General features: G+C 68.0%; 20 protein-coding genes. 11 read left to right on the forward strand and 9 right to left on the reverse strand.

Going from position 1 to position 15,288, the window contains the following annotated elements:
• The first annotated feature begins 62 nt into the window (after positions 1–62).
• The 4 genes from Q9G87_RS54020 to Q9G87_RS54035 all read left to right on the forward strand — a co-directional run bounded on the left by Q9G87_RS54020 (position 63) and on the right by Q9G87_RS54035 (position 3,000).
• The gene (locus Q9G87_RS54020; RefSeq protein ID WP_305924494.1) at positions 63–638 is read left to right on the forward strand and encodes an ArsR/SmtB family transcription factor; all 576 of its coding nucleotides are present in this window, start codon (positions 63–65) and stop codon (positions 636–638) included.
• Between the two features lie 3 nt (positions 639–641).
• Positions 642–1,040, forward strand: a complete 399-nt coding sequence (locus tag Q9G87_RS54025; protein ID WP_305924495.1) for a DNA glycosylase AlkZ-like family protein — start codon at positions 642–644, stop codon at positions 1,038–1,040.
• Between the two features lie 152 nt (positions 1,041–1,192).
• Entirely contained in the window at positions 1,193–2,032 is an 840-nt protein-coding gene (locus Q9G87_RS54030; RefSeq protein WP_305924496.1) for an alpha/beta fold hydrolase, read from the forward strand.
• A 71-nt stretch (positions 2,033–2,103) separates the two neighbouring features.
• The gene (locus Q9G87_RS54035) at positions 2,104–3,000 is read left to right on the forward strand and encodes a S41 family peptidase (protein WP_305924497.1); all 897 of its coding nucleotides are present in this window, start codon (positions 2,104–2,106) and stop codon (positions 2,998–3,000) included.
• Positions 3,001–3,451: 451 nt separating this feature from the next.
• On the opposite strand, the gene Q9G87_RS54040 is transcribed toward Q9G87_RS54035, so the two are convergent.
• Both Q9G87_RS54040 and Q9G87_RS54045 read right to left on the reverse strand, forming a co-directional pair.
• Entirely contained in the window at positions 3,452–4,354 is a 903-nt protein-coding gene (locus Q9G87_RS54040; protein ID WP_305924498.1) for an aminoglycoside phosphotransferase family protein, read from the reverse strand.
• A gap of 164 nt (positions 4,355–4,518) precedes the next feature.
• Positions 4,519–4,704, reverse strand: a complete 186-nt coding sequence (locus Q9G87_RS54045) for a hypothetical protein (protein ID WP_305924499.1) — start codon at positions 4,702–4,704, stop codon at positions 4,519–4,521.
• Between the two features lie 159 nt (positions 4,705–4,863).
• Between Q9G87_RS54045 and Q9G87_RS54050 the strand changes: the two genes are divergently transcribed.
• On the forward strand, positions 4,864–5,505 hold the full coding sequence (locus Q9G87_RS54050) for a histidine phosphatase family protein (RefSeq protein ID WP_305924500.1): 642 nt from the start codon (positions 4,864–4,866) through the stop codon (positions 5,503–5,505).
• Positions 5,506–5,750: 245 nt separating this feature from the next.
• Here the strand turns inward: Q9G87_RS54050 and Q9G87_RS54055 are convergent, their stop codons facing one another.
• The 5 genes from Q9G87_RS54055 to Q9G87_RS54075 form a co-directional block, all read right to left on the reverse strand.
• The gene (locus Q9G87_RS54055; RefSeq protein WP_305924501.1) at positions 5,751–6,866 is read right to left on the reverse strand and encodes a MerR family transcriptional regulator; all 1,116 of its coding nucleotides are present in this window, start codon (positions 6,864–6,866) and stop codon (positions 5,751–5,753) included.
• 99 nt (positions 6,867–6,965) lie between these two features.
• Entirely contained in the window at positions 6,966–7,466 is a 501-nt protein-coding gene (locus Q9G87_RS54060) for an ATP-binding cassette domain-containing protein (RefSeq protein WP_305924502.1), read from the reverse strand.
• Positions 7,463–7,948 (reverse strand): hypothetical protein, encoded by a 486-nt coding sequence (locus tag Q9G87_RS54065; protein ID WP_305924503.1) that lies wholly within the window; start codon positions 7,946–7,948, stop codon positions 7,463–7,465. The genes Q9G87_RS54060 and Q9G87_RS54065 overlap by 4 nt, the downstream gene beginning before the upstream one ends.
• Positions 7,945–8,469 (reverse strand): RNA polymerase sigma factor, encoded by a 525-nt coding sequence (locus Q9G87_RS54070; RefSeq protein ID WP_305924504.1) that lies wholly within the window; start codon positions 8,467–8,469, stop codon positions 7,945–7,947. The genes Q9G87_RS54065 and Q9G87_RS54070 overlap by 4 nt, the downstream gene beginning before the upstream one ends.
• A gap of 158 nt (positions 8,470–8,627) precedes the next feature.
• Complete coding sequence (locus tag Q9G87_RS54075; protein WP_371825978.1) at positions 8,628–9,323, reverse strand: maleylpyruvate isomerase N-terminal domain-containing protein; 696 nt, start codon at positions 9,321–9,323, stop codon at positions 8,628–8,630.
• Positions 9,324–9,537: 214 nt separating this feature from the next.
• On the opposite strand from Q9G87_RS54075, the gene Q9G87_RS54080 reads away from it, so the two are divergent.
• The gene (locus Q9G87_RS54080) at positions 9,538–10,194 is read left to right on the forward strand and encodes a winged helix-turn-helix transcriptional regulator (RefSeq protein ID WP_305924505.1); all 657 of its coding nucleotides are present in this window, start codon (positions 9,538–9,540) and stop codon (positions 10,192–10,194) included.
• 239 nt (positions 10,195–10,433) lie between these two features.
• Here the strand turns inward: Q9G87_RS54080 and Q9G87_RS54085 are convergent, their stop codons facing one another.
• Positions 10,434–10,766, reverse strand: a complete 333-nt coding sequence (locus Q9G87_RS54085; RefSeq protein ID WP_305924506.1) for a winged helix-turn-helix transcriptional regulator — start codon at positions 10,764–10,766, stop codon at positions 10,434–10,436.
• A gap of 174 nt (positions 10,767–10,940) precedes the next feature.
• Between Q9G87_RS54085 and Q9G87_RS54090 the strand changes: the two genes are divergently transcribed.
• The 5 genes from Q9G87_RS54090 to Q9G87_RS54110 all read left to right on the forward strand — a co-directional run bounded on the left by Q9G87_RS54090 (position 10,941) and on the right by Q9G87_RS54110 (position 14,220).
• On the forward strand, positions 10,941–11,270 hold the full coding sequence (locus Q9G87_RS54090; protein WP_305924507.1) for a DsbA family protein: 330 nt from the start codon (positions 10,941–10,943) through the stop codon (positions 11,268–11,270).
• Between the two features lie 80 nt (positions 11,271–11,350).
• Positions 11,351–12,031 (forward strand): SDR family NAD(P)-dependent oxidoreductase, encoded by a 681-nt coding sequence (locus tag Q9G87_RS54095; protein ID WP_305924508.1) that lies wholly within the window; start codon positions 11,351–11,353, stop codon positions 12,029–12,031.
• A gap of 123 nt (positions 12,032–12,154) precedes the next feature.
• Entirely contained in the window at positions 12,155–12,316 is a 162-nt protein-coding gene (locus tag Q9G87_RS54100; RefSeq protein WP_305924509.1) for a hypothetical protein, read from the forward strand.
• A gap of 39 nt (positions 12,317–12,355) precedes the next feature.
• Positions 12,356–13,261, forward strand: a complete 906-nt coding sequence (locus tag Q9G87_RS54105) for an aminoglycoside phosphotransferase family protein (protein ID WP_305924510.1) — start codon at positions 12,356–12,358, stop codon at positions 13,259–13,261.
• A gap of 95 nt (positions 13,262–13,356) precedes the next feature.
• Positions 13,357–14,220 carry an acyl-CoA thioester hydrolase/BAAT C-terminal domain-containing protein gene (locus tag Q9G87_RS54110; RefSeq protein WP_305924511.1) on the forward strand — a complete coding sequence of 288 codons (864 nt, stop codon included), beginning with the start codon at positions 13,357–13,359 and terminating at the stop codon, positions 14,218–14,220.
• A gap of 21 nt (positions 14,221–14,241) precedes the next feature.
• On the opposite strand, the gene Q9G87_RS54115 is transcribed toward Q9G87_RS54110, so the two are convergent.
• Complete coding sequence (locus Q9G87_RS54115) at positions 14,242–15,249, reverse strand: GlxA family transcriptional regulator (RefSeq protein ID WP_305924512.1); 1,008 nt, start codon at positions 15,247–15,249, stop codon at positions 14,242–14,244.
• Between the last annotated feature and the right edge of the window lie 39 nt (positions 15,250–15,288).

Raw genomic sequence — 15,288 nt, forward strand, 5'->3', positions numbered from 1 at the left:
TGCGCGTGCTGCTGAACGAACGAGAAATCTCGAATGATTGATGATGTTAGACTAATCGAATCATGTCGACCAATCCTTCGGTTCCGGACTACGACCTCGCCGAGGTGATCGAGCTCAGCACCCCCGAGCAGGTACGGGCCATCGGCGATCCGCTGCGGACCACGATCCTCGGCCTCTTGCACGAGCGGGCCGCGACCGTGACGGAGCTGGCCGATGCGGTCAAGCGCCCCAAAGGCACGGTCGCGCACCACGTCAACGTCCTGGCCGAGGCCGGGCTGCTGCGCGTGGTGCGGACCCGGCGGGTGCGGGCGATCGATGAGCGCTACTACGGCCGCACGGCCCGCATGTTCTACGTCGGCGTCGGCCAAGCGCCCGGCGGCGGCCCGCTCCCGCTGGACTTCAACGACTTCGAGGTCGCGGCCAAGGAGTCCGCCGCGGCCTATCAGGCTCACCAATTGTGGGCGTTCATCCGGCACGCTCGGATCTCGCCGGAGCGGGCCACGGAGTTCTGGCACCGGATCAAGGACCTGGTGCAGGAGTTCGATCAGGTTCCCCGTTCCGGTGAGACGACCTACGGATTCGCCGTCGGCCTCTATCCCATGACCGACTACCCGACCCTGCCGGCCGACAAGGACTGACGCATGCGGCTTACCGTGCGGGAGCTCAACCGGGCCACGCTCACCCGCCAACTGCTCCTGGGACGGCAGGCCCTGGATGTCGTCGAGGCTGTGCGCCGCCTGGTCGCCCTACAGGCGCAACACGCCGCCTCGCCGTACCTGGCCCTGTGGAACCGGCTCGCCGGGTTCGACCCGGCGGACCTGGACGCGGCGTTCGCTGAGGGCAAGGTCGTCAAGGCGACGCTCCTGCGGATCACGCTGCACGCGGTCCACGCCGAGGACTACCCGCCCTTTCACGAGGCGATGCAGCCCTCGTTGCGCGCCCCCAGGCTCGGCGACCCGCGCTTCCGCAGACACCTCGATCGTGAACAGTACCGCCTTCATCAAGCCCGACACCCGGACGGATACGCGTTCGCTGCTTGATCAATCCGTTTGTCCTATGACATCGAACCGCGAGGCTTGGGTCATCGAGATTTGAGCGGGACTCAGGAATCGAGGGTGGTGGACATGGGCGCGGGATACGCCGACTGCGAACCCAGCCGAGAAGCTGCGATTCGACTCATACGATCTGGGGCGTGACGAGGATCGATGGTCTGGCCTATGACGAGGTGGGTGAGGGTCCTGCGGTGGTGCTCATCCACGCGGGGATTGCCGATCGGCGCATGTGGCGACACCAGTGCGACTCCCTGTCCGATCGTTACCGGGTGATCAGTTACGACTGGCGCGGATACGGCGAGTCGGCCGATCCGGCCGGTGATCTCGTTCACCGCGAAGACCTGCTGCGCGTGATGGACGGACTCGGCGTGGAACGGGCCGCGCTGGTGGGCGATTCGATGGGGGGCTCCTACTCGGTGGAGGCGGCGTTGGTGGCTCCGGACCGAGTGGCGGGGCTCGTGCTGATCTCCTCTGGACTGTCGGGCCACACATGGCCCGAGGACATGATCGCGCAGGCGCGGGAGTGGGTGCACAGCACCGTTCCCGCCGATAGGCTGGCCCGCTATCGGAGCGGGACGGCGGGCAGGGTGCTTCCCGGAGATCTCGACGCCTTCGCCCGGGCACATGTGCTATGGCAGGTGGCCGGGCCGGACCGGGGACTGGACGATCTCGATCCGGAGGTGTGGGAGCTGGCGTTCGCGATGATGCGCCGGGTGTTCGAGCGCTCTTGGAGCCGTCGGCCGGTGACCGAGCGGCACCTGTCGGCGAAGGAGCGACTCCACGAGATCACCGCACCCACTCTGGTGATCAACGGACTGGCGGATGTGCCGGGCATCCAGGCGGTGTCGGATCTGCTGACCGATGAGATCAAAGGCGCCCGGCGGCTCGATCTGCCTGCAACGGGACACCTGCCGCCGCTGGAGCGGCCCGCGGAGGTCAACGCGGCGCTCAGCAGTTTCCTTGGCGATCTGAGCTGGTGAGCCTCGACAGCCTGATGCGGCGTCTTTGACGTTTTCGTAAGGGCAGTGCTCTACTCCCTGCCATGACTCCTGTGACGACGCTTCAGCCTGCCCCTGTCATCGACGAGACAGCCCGACTACTGACCGAGCACTACGTTTTCCCTGAGATAGCCGAGCAACTCGCCGGCCTGCTCCAACGACGCCTCGCCGAGGGCGCCTATGACGTCGACGGTACCGAAGAGCTCGCCCGTCTGGTCACCGCGGACCTGCAGTCCGTCAACAACGACAAACACCTGAGACTGAAACACCACGCCGACCCGGTGTCCCCCGAGCAAGGCGCGGCCACTCTAGACTCCATCCGCCGGGACTTCGACACCTCGCTGGGCGGTGCGCCCCGGGTGGAGTTACTCGACGGAGGGGTCGCCGTGGTGGAACTGGCGCCGATGCTGTTCCCGCTGGAGTGGGCCGCCGAACCGCTGAGCGCCGCGCTCACCCTGGCCTCCCGCGCCCAGGCGCTGATCGTGGACCTTCGCAACAACCGGGGTGGCGACCCAGACACCGTCGCCTTCGTCTGCAGTTACCTCCTGGACGAGCGCACTCACCTCAACACCATGTACTGGCGCCGCGGCGAGCGCAGCGAGCAGTCCTGGAGCCTGCCGCACGTTCCCGGCGCGCGTTTCGGTGGCAGCAAACCGTTGTACGTGTTGTCCAGTGACAGCACCTTCTCCGCCGCTGAGGAACTGGCGTACGACCTGCAACAGCTCGGCCGCGCCGTTGTCGTCGGCGAGCCCACCCGCGGCGGCGCACATCCGTGCAAGGGCTGGACTTTGCACCCCCACTTGGAAGCCACCGTCCCCACCGGCCGCGCCATCAACCCCGTCTCCGGCGCGAACTGGGAGGGCACCGGTGTCCAGCCCGACGTCCCTTGCGCTGCTGCTGAGTCCCTCGACCAGGCACACAAACTGGCCCTCGCCCGACTGGCAGGCTGACGCAGGCCAGCTCATCGACAGTGTGGTATCCAAACGTCGTTCGTGATCAAGGCGACTGGAGCTCTGGGCCTCGTACCAGACCTCGCTGAGGCTGGTACCAATACTCATGCTCCAAACCAGGTACCCGGGGTGGGGCCAGTTCTCACCGGACATGAATCCGCCTCACCCCGGTGGGTCCAGCGGACTTCGTCAGGTGGAGCCAGAATTCGTTCCTCAACTTGATCGCCCGAATCGCCGAAGCCGAGACGGAAGGCTGGCTCGGCGAGGTCGAAGGTCTCCAGGTCAGCCTAGCTGGCGCTGAGGAGAAGCTCCGCCACCTCGATCGGGGCCACGGGCAGCATACGGCCGTGGACCTTGGCATCCCCACCACGCGCGGTGATCGATGAACCTACGAAGGTGGGCTGCCGCATGGCCCTCAACCAAGATCGAGCACAAGTTCAAGAAGTGTGCATCAAACACCCTTCAGAACACGATCAAGTGCCGCCCGGCCTGCAGGTCCCCAGTTCGGCTTCCCGCCGGGAAGGCCCCGATCTCCGCTCTGCCCCATGAGCATCAGGAAGAGGCTCTTCATAGCGGCCAACCCGCGGGCGCGCCGGATCGCCGCCTCGTCCGCGTGCCCGTACGCGTCGAAAAACCGTGCGGCCGCGCCCGCGGGGAGCAGCACCCACGCGGCGCCGAGGTCCCACGCGGGATCACCGGCGAACAAGGCACCGAAATCGATCACGCCCGAGAGCGTCCCGCCCGAGACGACGACATTCGCGGGATGGAGGTCACCGTGCACCCACACCGACGGGCCCTCCCACTCGGGGGCCGCGACGGCATCGGCCCAGACGGCCCGGACGGCGCGGACATCGCCGACGGCGTCGGGGTCAATGGCCTGCAAGAACTGCTCGAAACCGCCCGTGCACCTCTTGGGGTGAGCGCCGAAGTCCGAACTGGCCGGGGCCTCGGCAGGCGCCTCCACATGGAGCGCCCTGAGGAAGCTCGCCAGCGTGTCGGCCGCGTGGGCGCCGCGGCTGATCGAGCCGTGGTCCAGCGGCTCGCCGGGAACCCACGTCATCACGGTCCAGTGCTTGGGGAAGCGCTCGGACGGTTCGCCGAACCGCACCGGGGTCGGCACCGGGAGCGGCAGGCGCGGGGCCAGCACAGGCAGCCACCGCCGCTCCTTGAGCTGGAGCTCCGGGGTGGGGTCCATACGCTGCATGCGCACGGCCAACTCGTCCCCGAGGCGCCACATTTGGTTGCCCCAGCCGCCCGCCACCTCGCGGATGGCCAGCCCTGCAAGGTCTGGATGTTGCTCCTGCAGCAGGTCGCGGACCAGGTCTGCGGTGATCTCGATCTCGGTGTCGGTCATGCGACGTCACAGTACTGAGGCGGCAGGCGGAGCGGCTCTCGCTCTCCGGAACATCTCGCTGTGATTCCTCTGGCATCACCGATTCGGTTTCAGAGAGCTGCCGATCAGAGGCTTTGGGGACGGACCGGCCCCATAGTTGAGAAGCTTGTGCCAGATGCTCACTCCTACGACCGGATCCGGCCCAACGGGCACGGCTGGCCGAGATCCGCGACAACCTGATCGCCCACATCGCCGAGGCCGAGCGAGAAGGCTGGCTCGGCGAGGTCGAGGGGCTGCAAATCTGCCTTGCCGGCGCACGACAGAAACTCGCCCAGCTCGACGACCTCGCGGCCCGCGGCACCACCATCCACCTGGGAATGCCGCGCTTCTCCCCCGTCGTCGGTTGCACCATCGCCGCGGACAGTCCGTGACCACGGTCGGCGACAGAGCCGTGATCATCGAAATTCAGAGAACTCGTGAACCACTCTTAAGATCACTCAAGAACAGCTCCCTGCAGGAAGAGCTCACTCATGCGCACCATCTACGCCGTCACCCATCCGGAGGCGACGCACCACGTCGAGGGGGTCGTCGGCGGCTGGCATGATTCGCAGCTGACGTCAAACGGCCTCAGCGCGGCGGCCTCCATCGCCCAGACGCTGCGGGCCCAGATCCCGGACGGCGCCGGTGCGGAGCTGTTCTCCTCGGATCTGCAGCGCACCCGGCAAACGGCCGAAAAGGTTGCCGAGCTGTTCGGCGTGAAACCAATCCTGGACCGAAGACTGCGGGAGAAATCCTACGGAGAGGCTGGGGGAAGGCCACAGGAATGGCTGGACCAACGATTCGTGCCGCCGCCGGCTGTCGGGGAGCGGTTGGACCACGACGAGGGCGTGGAGGGTGCCGAGACCAGGGCAGTGTTGGCGCAGCGCATCTACGCGGCCATGGACGACATCTTGCAGCGCCCCTGCGAACACCAGATCATCGTGACGCATGGTGGCTCCCTGACCTTCGTCGTGGCGTCCTGGATCAAGATGCCGATCCAGGCGGTCGGGTATGCCAGTTTCCGGGTGCCATCCGGCAGCATCACCACGCTGCGCGAAGACGACTTCTACCACAACCGCACGGTCGTCAACCTCGGTGACACCCGCCATCTCGACTCCGCCGAAGCCGGCTGACCTCTACCTGGCCGCTTCGACGGCTAACGAGGTGAGGTGCTACCGCTGAGCGTCCAGTTTCTTAGTTCAGAGAAGCTTGTCTGCGGTGCAGCATGCACTGGCCCGACCCAGCTCAACGCCCCCGCATCGTCGAGATCCGCGACACCTCATTGCCCGTATCGCCGAAGCTGAACACCAAGGATGGCTCGGCGAGATCGAAGGTCTGCGAATCAGCCTCGCCGGAGCGGATGACAAGCTTGCGCGGTTCAAGCAATGAGTAGGCGGAGGCCGAGGTCTGCCGCGTTGAGGTCGGCAAGGTCGCTGTTGCGCTCGGCCCACCGGCCGGAGTCGAGGTCGTCGCTGAGGCTTCGCACGGCCCGCTGCTCGGCCTCCGGCCCGACCCTCGTCCACACCGACATCGCACGGCGCACGTGATCCTCCAGATACGCCGCCGGTCGGCGCCAGTACGCCTCGAACAGGCCATCAGCGCAGTCCCACGGAATGGGCACCGGCTCAGCGCGGGCGCCGATCGCGTCGACCATCCCAGCAAGCGAGGGAAATTCTGCGAGAACGGCGGGGAACTCGGGCAGATAGTCGCGGGTAAGCCAGAACCGGTCCTGCCATCCGGGCTCGTCGGTGTCGAACGTGAGCACCACCACGCGGCGGGCCACCCGCCGCATCTCGCGCAGCCCCGCTATCGGGTCCCCCCAGTGATGAACGGTGGAGACGGCCATCGCGACGTCAAAGGACTGGTCCTCAAACGGCAGGCTCTCCGCGGCGGCGGCCACGCACGGCGCCGAGCCGACAGGCCGCTGCCCCCGCATGACCGCCGATGGCTCTACCGCGGTCACGTCGCGATCAACAGGCTCGTAGGAGCCCGTGCCGGCCCCGACGTTCAGCACCGTCTGCGCGTCCCCGAGCGCGTCCCAGATCTGCGCGGCGATCCGCGGCTCGGTACGTCGTGTCGCGGTGTAAGCGCTGCCGATCGCGTCGTACAGCCGTGCACCGAGCATCTCCAGTTGCTCCTCCGGTGTCACCTTCAGTCCCTTCCCCCGTGCCTCAAGTTCCCTGTCTATAGCCGCCACCATTGCGTCAGCGCGATCACGCCGCTCCAGCAGCAGGCCGCGCAGTCGGCGCAGGTGCGCAACCGCGTCGGTGGACGGGTCGCCGACCAGTTCCGCAACCTCCCGCAGCCCGAAGCCCAACCGCCGATAGGCCAGCACCTCCCGCAGCCGCTCCACGTCGCCCGCCGAATAGGCCCGGTACCCGGCCGCGGTCCGCGCCGACGGCCGAACGAGCCTGATCTCGTCATAGTGATGCAGCGTGCGGACACTCACGCCGGCCAGCTCGGCCACGCGTCCCACGGTCCAGTGATCCTCCACGGCACCGACTATGCCGCCTGACGCCACGTGAGGGTCAAGAGCCTCACTCACGGCAGCAAGGGCCGAACGCCTGAGGCCGAGCTCACCGCCGCATGCTGACTACGACAGCATGACCACGCCGAATGCGGGCCACGGATCCAGCTCGGCCAACGGCTCGTCCAGCACCAGCAGGTCGGCCCGCTTGCCGACGGCCAGGGCGAGTGCGACCAGGGTGCGTTGCCCGCCGGACAGGCGATCTGCCCGCTGCTGGATGGGGATGTCGTGCGCGAGCAGGAACGAGGTGGCGGTGTGCTGGTCCCAGCGGGGGTTGGTGGCGGCGCCGAAGCGCAGGAGGTCGGCCACGCTCCAGCGCCGATACAGCGGCTTGTCCTGCGCCATGAACGCCACCCTGGACACCTCCAGCGGCCTGCCGAAGACGCGCACCCGGCCGATAGTGGGTACCAGCAGCCCGGTCACCAGGTTGAGCAGCGTGGTCTTGCCCGCCCGGTTCGGCCCGACCAGCGCGCACCGAGCCCCGGCGGGCAGCTCGAAGGTGGCCTCCCGGAGCGCCCAGCGGTTGCGGTAGCGCTTGCCCAGCATGCTGGCCTCCAGCGCGTTCACGCCTGCTCCCCGCCGGTCAGCTCGCGCTTGCGGCGCAGCAGCTCGGCCCGGCGAGCGTGCGCCCGCACCAGCAGCACCAATGCCGCCGCGACGAACACGCCCCCCACCGCCAGCCCGGCGCCCAGGCCGAAACCGCGCTGCACGGTGATGCCCACCACACCCACGGTCGTGACCAGCGAGGCGACCAGGGCGATCCAGGCAGCGATCACCCGGTCGGTGGCGAACAACGGCACCCTGCGCGTCAGCAGCCAGCAGCCGTAGCCCGCCCAGGCCAAGCAGAACACGGTGAACAGCGCAAACGCCCCGTGAGTGCGGCCGGGCAGCGGACCCGGCTCGCTCCACCACAGCGCGGCCACGAACACCGTGCCGCCCAGCCCGGCCAGCAGCGCCACCACGGCGCGAACCCGTCGCCACGGTGAAAGCGACGGCTCAAGCCGCTCGATCATCTCCTGCGCCGACAGACGCGGCTCCTCCTCGATCACGGCCGGTATCCCCTTTCCTCCAGACGCTCCCGCAGCAGCCGGCGAGCCCGATTGAGCCTGGACTTGACCGTGCCGGTAGGGACTGCGCAGACCTGCGCGCACTCCTCGACCGACAGATCCTCCAGGTAAAACAGGACGAGAATCTCCCGCTCCACGACCGGCAGCCCTGCCAACGCGGCGACGAGCTCGGCACGATCCGCCATGGCCTCGACGGGATCCTCAACCATCGCCTCGTTGGCGGTGAAGCTCTCCTTCTCCCTGGCGTACTCACTGCGCAGGCGGTCGGTCACCGAGCGGCGGGCGATCGTGAACAGCCAGGGTGCGAACCGGCCGGGTTCCCGCAGCCGGGGCAGGCCACGGACCACGGCCAGCCAGATCTCCTGGGTCACCTCGTCGGCCCGCTCGGCATCCAGCATCCGCCGCACATAGGTCCACACCGGCACCCGCCATCGGGTCACCAGTTCGGCCCAGGCAGACCGATCGCCCAACTGGGCGCGGACCACCAGCAGCTCATCGGTCATCTCATCCCTTCCGTCACCTTGCACAGTCGGGCGAGAGACCGTTCAGGTTCACGGGGCGCTCACATCATCGTGCGGGCGGACCGGCCGTGGTCAACGCAGGTCGGGATCAAGGTGCCGGTCGGGGCCGCACAATGCCGGCCGATCGTCCGGCGAACTGGCTACGGGGGGCTTATGACGGTGAGCATGCGGGCGAGCTTCCATGGCCGACGACCCCAAGCGGCGAGTTTTCCTCCCAAAAGCGGTTTCCACATTCCTTGTCGGCCGATGAACATCAGCATGAGAGCCGCGGGGTCGGCAGATACGTGGGCGTCAACGTCACATGCGCCCGCCGCGTCGAGCGTCAACGAACCGCCGTCGAAGACAAGCGACGTGCGTCCACCTCCACGTAGGCGCACATCGAAGCGAGCTCGGAAGGATCCGGCCGCCTCCTGGTTCACGAAAGCAGTGGGCGACAGAGCCGCGATAAGCGGAAGCGCGCCGCCCTCGATCGCGAGCAGAGCGTGGTGACGCTGGATCGGCCACGGGCGCCCAGCGGCTCTGGCGATGTCATGGCCGTGCACCAGGCATTCCTCGAGCAGGTGACAGGCCACCGCGGAAGGCGGCAGGCGGACACCCTGCAGCCAATCGACGGCGGCGGCTCGTGAACGCGACGCGACGTCGTCGAACTCGTTTGCCAGCGTGCCGATGCGATCGGCGAGTACGGCTGGGTCCCGTTCGCCGTCCTCGGCCAGCATCTTCGCGTTGACCTCGGCCATTCCCGCCGTTGTCACGATGGCTTCCGGGAGCGGTCTTCCGGCGACGGCGTCGGTGTCGAAGCGAAAGACATGAGCAAGGTGAGCCGCGACCTCGCCCACCGTCCACATACCGACCGAAGCGGAGTTGGCGTCAGGGACGCTCCGCACAAGGGTGACGAGGCGTGGGACAACGTCCCGCAATGCCGCACGAGCCTGGGCCATGGTGTCGGACGCACCACTGTGCGTCGCAGCCGGGACCATGTCAGCACCACCCTCGTTTCGGCGACTGTGGTATAGATAGTCAAGTCAGCTTGAGTTTGTCAAGTGGGTGGAAATGAGTCGAAGCTACGGCCAGCATTGCGGTCTCGCCCGGGCACTCGATGTCGTGGGCGATCGGTGGAATCTGCTCATCGTCCGCCAACTCCTCGTGGCTCCCGCCCGCTACCGCGAGCTGCTCGATGGGCTCCCTGGGGTGGCCACCAACCTGCTCGCCGACCGCCTCCGCGACCTCGAGACCGCCGGAGTGGTCGAGCGGCGCCTGGCCGAGGAGGGCAACGTCATCGTGTACGCCCTCACCCCGTGGGGGGCCGAGCTGCGGGAGCCGATCGAGAGCCTCATCCGCTGGTCCACGCCGCTCATGGCACGCGGACCAGGCGGCGACCACTTCCGCGCCGAATGGCTCGTCGTCGCCCTCCCCGCTCTGCTCCGTGACAAGCCGGCTGCACACCGGTCATCGACGGTGGGGATCGCGGTCGACGGTCAACTGCTCCAGGTGCAGGCGACGCCCTCGGGCATGGAGGTCAGCCTGCACGATGGTCGCGATCTCGATGCCGTCGTGCGCACCGACGCCTCGATCGTGCTCGGGCTGGCAGCGGGTGTGCTCACCCTCGACGACACCCTTGGGCTCGTCGACATCGAAGGCGATGAAGCTGCCGTACGAGCCGTCTTCAGCCCCCGAGGCGCCGATGTCGGAGGCTCCTTGCGCCGATGACCGCCGCCTCAAACGAGGCGTTTTCGGGATGGACTAAGACATTCACCGAGCCTCGGCTCTGCGCGGCCATCGTTGACCGCCCGGCCTACGGCGGCTAGATCACTTCCTTATTGAATGTGCGTGTTGATGCACGTCGAGAGGGATCGCAGAGTGACGAGTCGGCGGGTGCGGGAAGGCGACCCCGTCTTCCTGACGCCTTCCCGGACTTCCTGCGTCGCGTCCCGGAAACGGGTCGGGCATCAGGGCCTGGTGGCGGTGTGGTCCCGGTGTTCGCGGATCTGGCCGTGGTGGTCGGCGACCCAGGTGATCAGGGACGTGACGATGTGGTGGAGGCTGCGGCCCAAGGGGGTGAGGGCGTACTCCACACGCGGCGGCACCTCCGCGTAGGCGGTCCGGGTCACCAAGCCGTCCTGCTGGAGCTGGCGCACGGTAAGGGTGAGCATCCGCTGTGAGATGCCGGGGACGTCGCGCTGCAGGTCGGTGTAGCGCAGCGGGCCGGCCTCAAGTGCGGCGATCACCAGCAGGCTCCACTTATCCCCGACGCGGTCCAGTACCTGGCGGATGAAGTCCATCTGCTCAGCGGGGATGCCGGCGCACGGTCCTCGGTCTGCTGCGGCACCTGACCGGGCTGCGACGTCCATGGCGCACATTCCCTTCCGGCACGCACATCGATGTGCCTTTTGTACGGCCTTCCATACTGGTCCATCATGGCGCTACGCACAAAAAGTAGGAATTGGGGGTGCGCCATGAGAGTCGAGATATGGTCCGAGATCGCCTGCCCCTGGTGCGGCCTGGGCAGCCACCGCCTGGACCGCGCCGTGGAGCGGTTCGAGCACGGCGCCGAGGTGGAAGTGATCCACCGCTCGTTCCCACTGAGCGACGGTTTCACCGTCGGCAGCACGATCAGCGTCCGCGAGGTCCTGTTGCGAAGGTACGGCCTGGCCGGCGCCCGCCTGGAGGCGTCGACCCGCCAGATCGAGGCGACCCACCCGACCGTTCTCGTCGCCGACAACGACGCGGCCATCTGCGGCCCGGACGGCTGCGCGGTTCCCGCCGACCACGTCGCCCACGCCTGATTTAGACACCTGATCCACACGCCAGCCGGGCGTCCGATCTCCGCATGTCCCGGCGGTCACAACACGAAAGAGATCTCACTGTGCCCACTCTCGCCATCGTCGGCGCCGGCCCCGGCATGGGCCTGGCCATCGCCCGCACCTTCGGCAGCCGCGGCTTCGACGTCGCTCTGATCGCCCGTACCAAGGAGAAGCTGGAAACGCTGGTCGCCCAGCTCGGCCAGGAAGGCATCACGGCCGCCGCGTTCCCCGCCGACATCCTCGACCGCGCCTCACTGACCGATGCCCTGGACGCGGCCAAGGCCCGCTTCGGCGGCATCGACGTACTGGAGTACTCGCCGGCCCCGCATTCCCCGGTGCCCGGCCTCACCCTGGCCGCTCCCTCGGAGGTCACGGTGGACAATCTGCAGCCGGTGATCGAGTACGCCTTCTACGGCGCCATCACGGCAGCCCAGGCGGTGCTGCCCGCGATGCGCGAGGCGGACGCCGGGACCCTGCTGTTCACCGCGGGCGGCGGTTCTGTGGACCCGGTGCCGATGTTCGGCAACGTCAACCCGGCCCAAGCAGCTCTGCGCAACTGGGTGATCAACCTGAACAAGGAACTGGCCGGCAGCGGCGTGCACGCCGCGCACGTGGTGATCAACGTCTGGATCGGCGGGGGCGGTCCGGACGGCAGCCCGACGGCCACGCCCGAGCAGATCGCGCCCCTGTACTGGGACCTGCACGAAAACCGCGACCGCTCCGAGGCCGTCTTCAACGCCTGACCGGCCGGCCCGGCCCCGCTCCCGTTCCCGGGGGGCATTCGCCCGCCGCACCTTGCCAAAGCCTTCACGGAGATCGTCATCAGGCTTGATCTCTGCGACGACGCCATCGCGCCCGAGGCCACGATGCAAGTGCTCGAACCGGTGATCGGCCTCCTGCGCAACCTCCCCGAGCAGGACCGGCAAGCCCTCGCCGAGCTGATCAACCAGTGTGCGCAGGAGGAAACCGACCCTGAGCGGCATCTGGTGGCTTGGGAAGCGCCCGAAACCCTGGGCCTCCTGGCCTGAAGGGCTTCACCGTGTGCGATCGTCCGCCAAAATGGCGAGATGCCCCAACCAGTCCCCGCCGACCTCCTGGAAATCGCTGAAGCACTTGTCCCCGACGCTCCTCTTGACTCGGCACGCCTTGCCGAGCACGGGAATATGCACCACGTCGTGCTGTTCCCCGGCGTCGCCGCCGTGCGTATCAGCAAGCGCCCCAGTGCCGCCGCCGAGTTGCCGCGCCGGGTCGAGATTCTTCGAGCCGTTGCGGCGGCCGGCCTGCCTTTCGCCGTACCGGAGCCGCTGACTGCGGTGGCCACGTTCGGGGAACGCGCGGCCGTCGCGATTTCGTGGATCGACGGCGAGGGGGTACGGGAAGGCATCGGGGACCCGGCGGCGTTCGGCCTGCTCTTGGAGGCACTGCGCGAGGTTGAAATCTCGCCGGAGCTCGAGGCCGTTCTCCACACGCCGCGCCGGTATGCCGATGGCTTGGGATGGGCCGACATCCTGAACGACGAGATCATTCCGCGCCTGCCGACGAAGTGGCGTGACGGAGTCCGGCAGCGGCTGGACACGCTGCTGGCACTCGAGGAGGTCCCGGCCAGCCTCGTCCACGGCGACCTCGGCGGCAGCAACGTCCACTTCGGCGAGGACGGCAAGCTGACCGGCGTCTTCGACTGGGACATGGCGATCCTGTCCGACCGGGCGATCGACGCGGCACTCGTCGCGACCTGGCACGGCTGGGACGTCCTCCGCGCGGCCACCGACGAGGAGACCTACCGACGCGCCTGGGCCTGGAACGACGCGGTCGGGGTCGGGCACCTCCACGCGGTGTTCGCCGGCAAACCCTTGTCGCACGTCGACGGTTTCGTCCGTTCCGTCGTCGCTTGGTTGGAGGAGCGCGGCTTATGCCCTCCCCTCGTGCTCGGCCCAGGAGACGGCTTCTCGCGCTCCCCGCAGGTGGCCGACTAAGGAAACGGACGCCACCACGCGCGAGACAAAGACGAGTCCACCTGCCTGCCCGTCCCGTACCGGAGGCGGAGACTTGCCTGCAGTAGGTTGGCGGCATGGACGCCGTGATCGTCGAGCATGAGCTGACCGGGCCCTGGGAGGGCTTTCTCTCCGAACCGGCTGCGGGCAGCAGCGGCGCGGGTGTCCTTGTGCTTTCCGGATCGAGCGGTCGGATCGAACGCGATCGGTGTCGGCTCTTCGCTCGCGCCGGCGTGACCGCGGTGTCGGTTCGGTGGTTCGGCGGACCTGGGCAGGTGCCTGGTATCTGCGAGGTCCCGCTGGAGACCTTCGTTGCTGCAACTGGGCTGCTGCGTGAGCGTGACGCCAGGCGCATCAGCATCCTCGGTAACTCCAAGAGCGCCGAGGCAGCCCTGCTCGTGTCCACCCTCACGAACTGCGCCGACGCCGTGATCGCGCTTGCCCCGACGTCTGTCACCTGGGCCAATGTTGGCCCAGGTGGTGACGGCCGGCACCACCCATACCGCTCCAGCTGGACCTGGCAGGGGCGGCCGCTGCCCTTTGTCCCCTATGACGAGTCCTGGAGGCCGAAGGAGCAGGAAGGCACGCCGGTCTCTGTGCTCAGTTGGTACGAGCGCAGCCTCGCGGTACATGCGGGCCGGTTGCCCGCCGCTGCCATTCCGGTGGAGAAGGCCAGCGCTGATCTGGTCCTGATAGCGGGCGGCGCCGACCGGATGTGGCCGTCCCTGCGCTTCGCCCACGAACTCGCGGCCCGGCGCTCAACGGCCGGGAGGGAGGCAGTGCTCATCACCGAGGCCGACGCGGGGCATCGGGTCGTCTTCCCAGGAGAGGTGGCTCCGGCTCCATCCACCACGTTCGACCACGGCGGGACCCCGGAGGCGAGTGCGGCGCTTGGCGCTGCCGCCTGGCCACACGTCATGGCAGCCGTCTGCGCCACCTGAGCGATCCAACAGCGCGAACGATCAAGAGTTCGGTTCGGTCATGTCCGCGGGCGTGGTGAAACGCTGCCGATAGGCCGCCGGAGTGACGCCGAAGTGTTGCCTGAACACCCGGTGGAGCGTCTCGACCGAGCCGAGACCGACCGAGTTCGCGATGGTCTTGAGCCCGTTGCCCGTGTGGAGGAGTTGCCGGGCCGCCGCGTTGACACGGACCGACTCGACGTACTGCGCAGGTGTCACTCCGAGCTGCTGGCGGAAGAGTCGGGAGAAGTGACGAACGCTGAGGCTGGTGCGGCGCGCGAGCGCTTCGTTGGAAAGATCCTCGGTGAGGTGGTCCGGGATCCACGCCTGCAGGCGCGCGATCCCGGCGTCGGCGGCCGTGGAGGGTGCGAGGAGCTCGCTGAACTGGCTCTGACCACCCGGCCGTCGCATATACATGACGAGCCACCGGGCGACTCTGCGGGCCAGCTCGGCATTGTGGTCGTCGGCGACCAGGGCAAGGGCCAGATCTATGCCCGTGGACACGCCCGCCGACGTCCAGATGTGCTCGTCACGTACGAAGATGGCGTCTGGCTCGACGATCACCTCGGGATGATCGGCGGCGAGCTGTCGCGCCGTCGCCCAGTGGGTCGTCGCTCGTCGCCCGTCAAGCAAGCCCGCGGCGGCCAGCATGTGAGCCCCGGCGCAGACCGACGCGATCCGGGGCGTATCGCGAGCGGCAGGGGTAGCGAGCCACTCGACCAGGGACGGGGCCTGTAGCGCCTTCGCTTCCGTCGCACTGAGCTCTAGACCGCCGGGCACGATCAGTGTCCCGATCTCGCGACCCAGCTCTGTCCAGGAGACATCGGCGGCGATGGCAGTGCCCCCGGCGCAGCGGATGAGGCCGGGCGCCGGACCGGCGACCAGGGTCTCGTAGCCAGGCATGTCCTTGCTTACGAGGCGGTCGGCGGTGGAGAACACCTCGAGCGGTCCGGCGACGTCGAGCAGCTCGACGCCGTCGAACGCGGCGATCACGACGAGGTGAGCAGTCATGCCGCCAACTCTGCAGGATCACCGGGGTGTCCGCAATGA

This window comes from Nonomuraea turcica (genome assembly GCF_030718205.1).
Lineage (GTDB): Bacteria > Actinomycetota > Actinomycetes > Streptosporangiales > Streptosporangiaceae > Nonomuraea.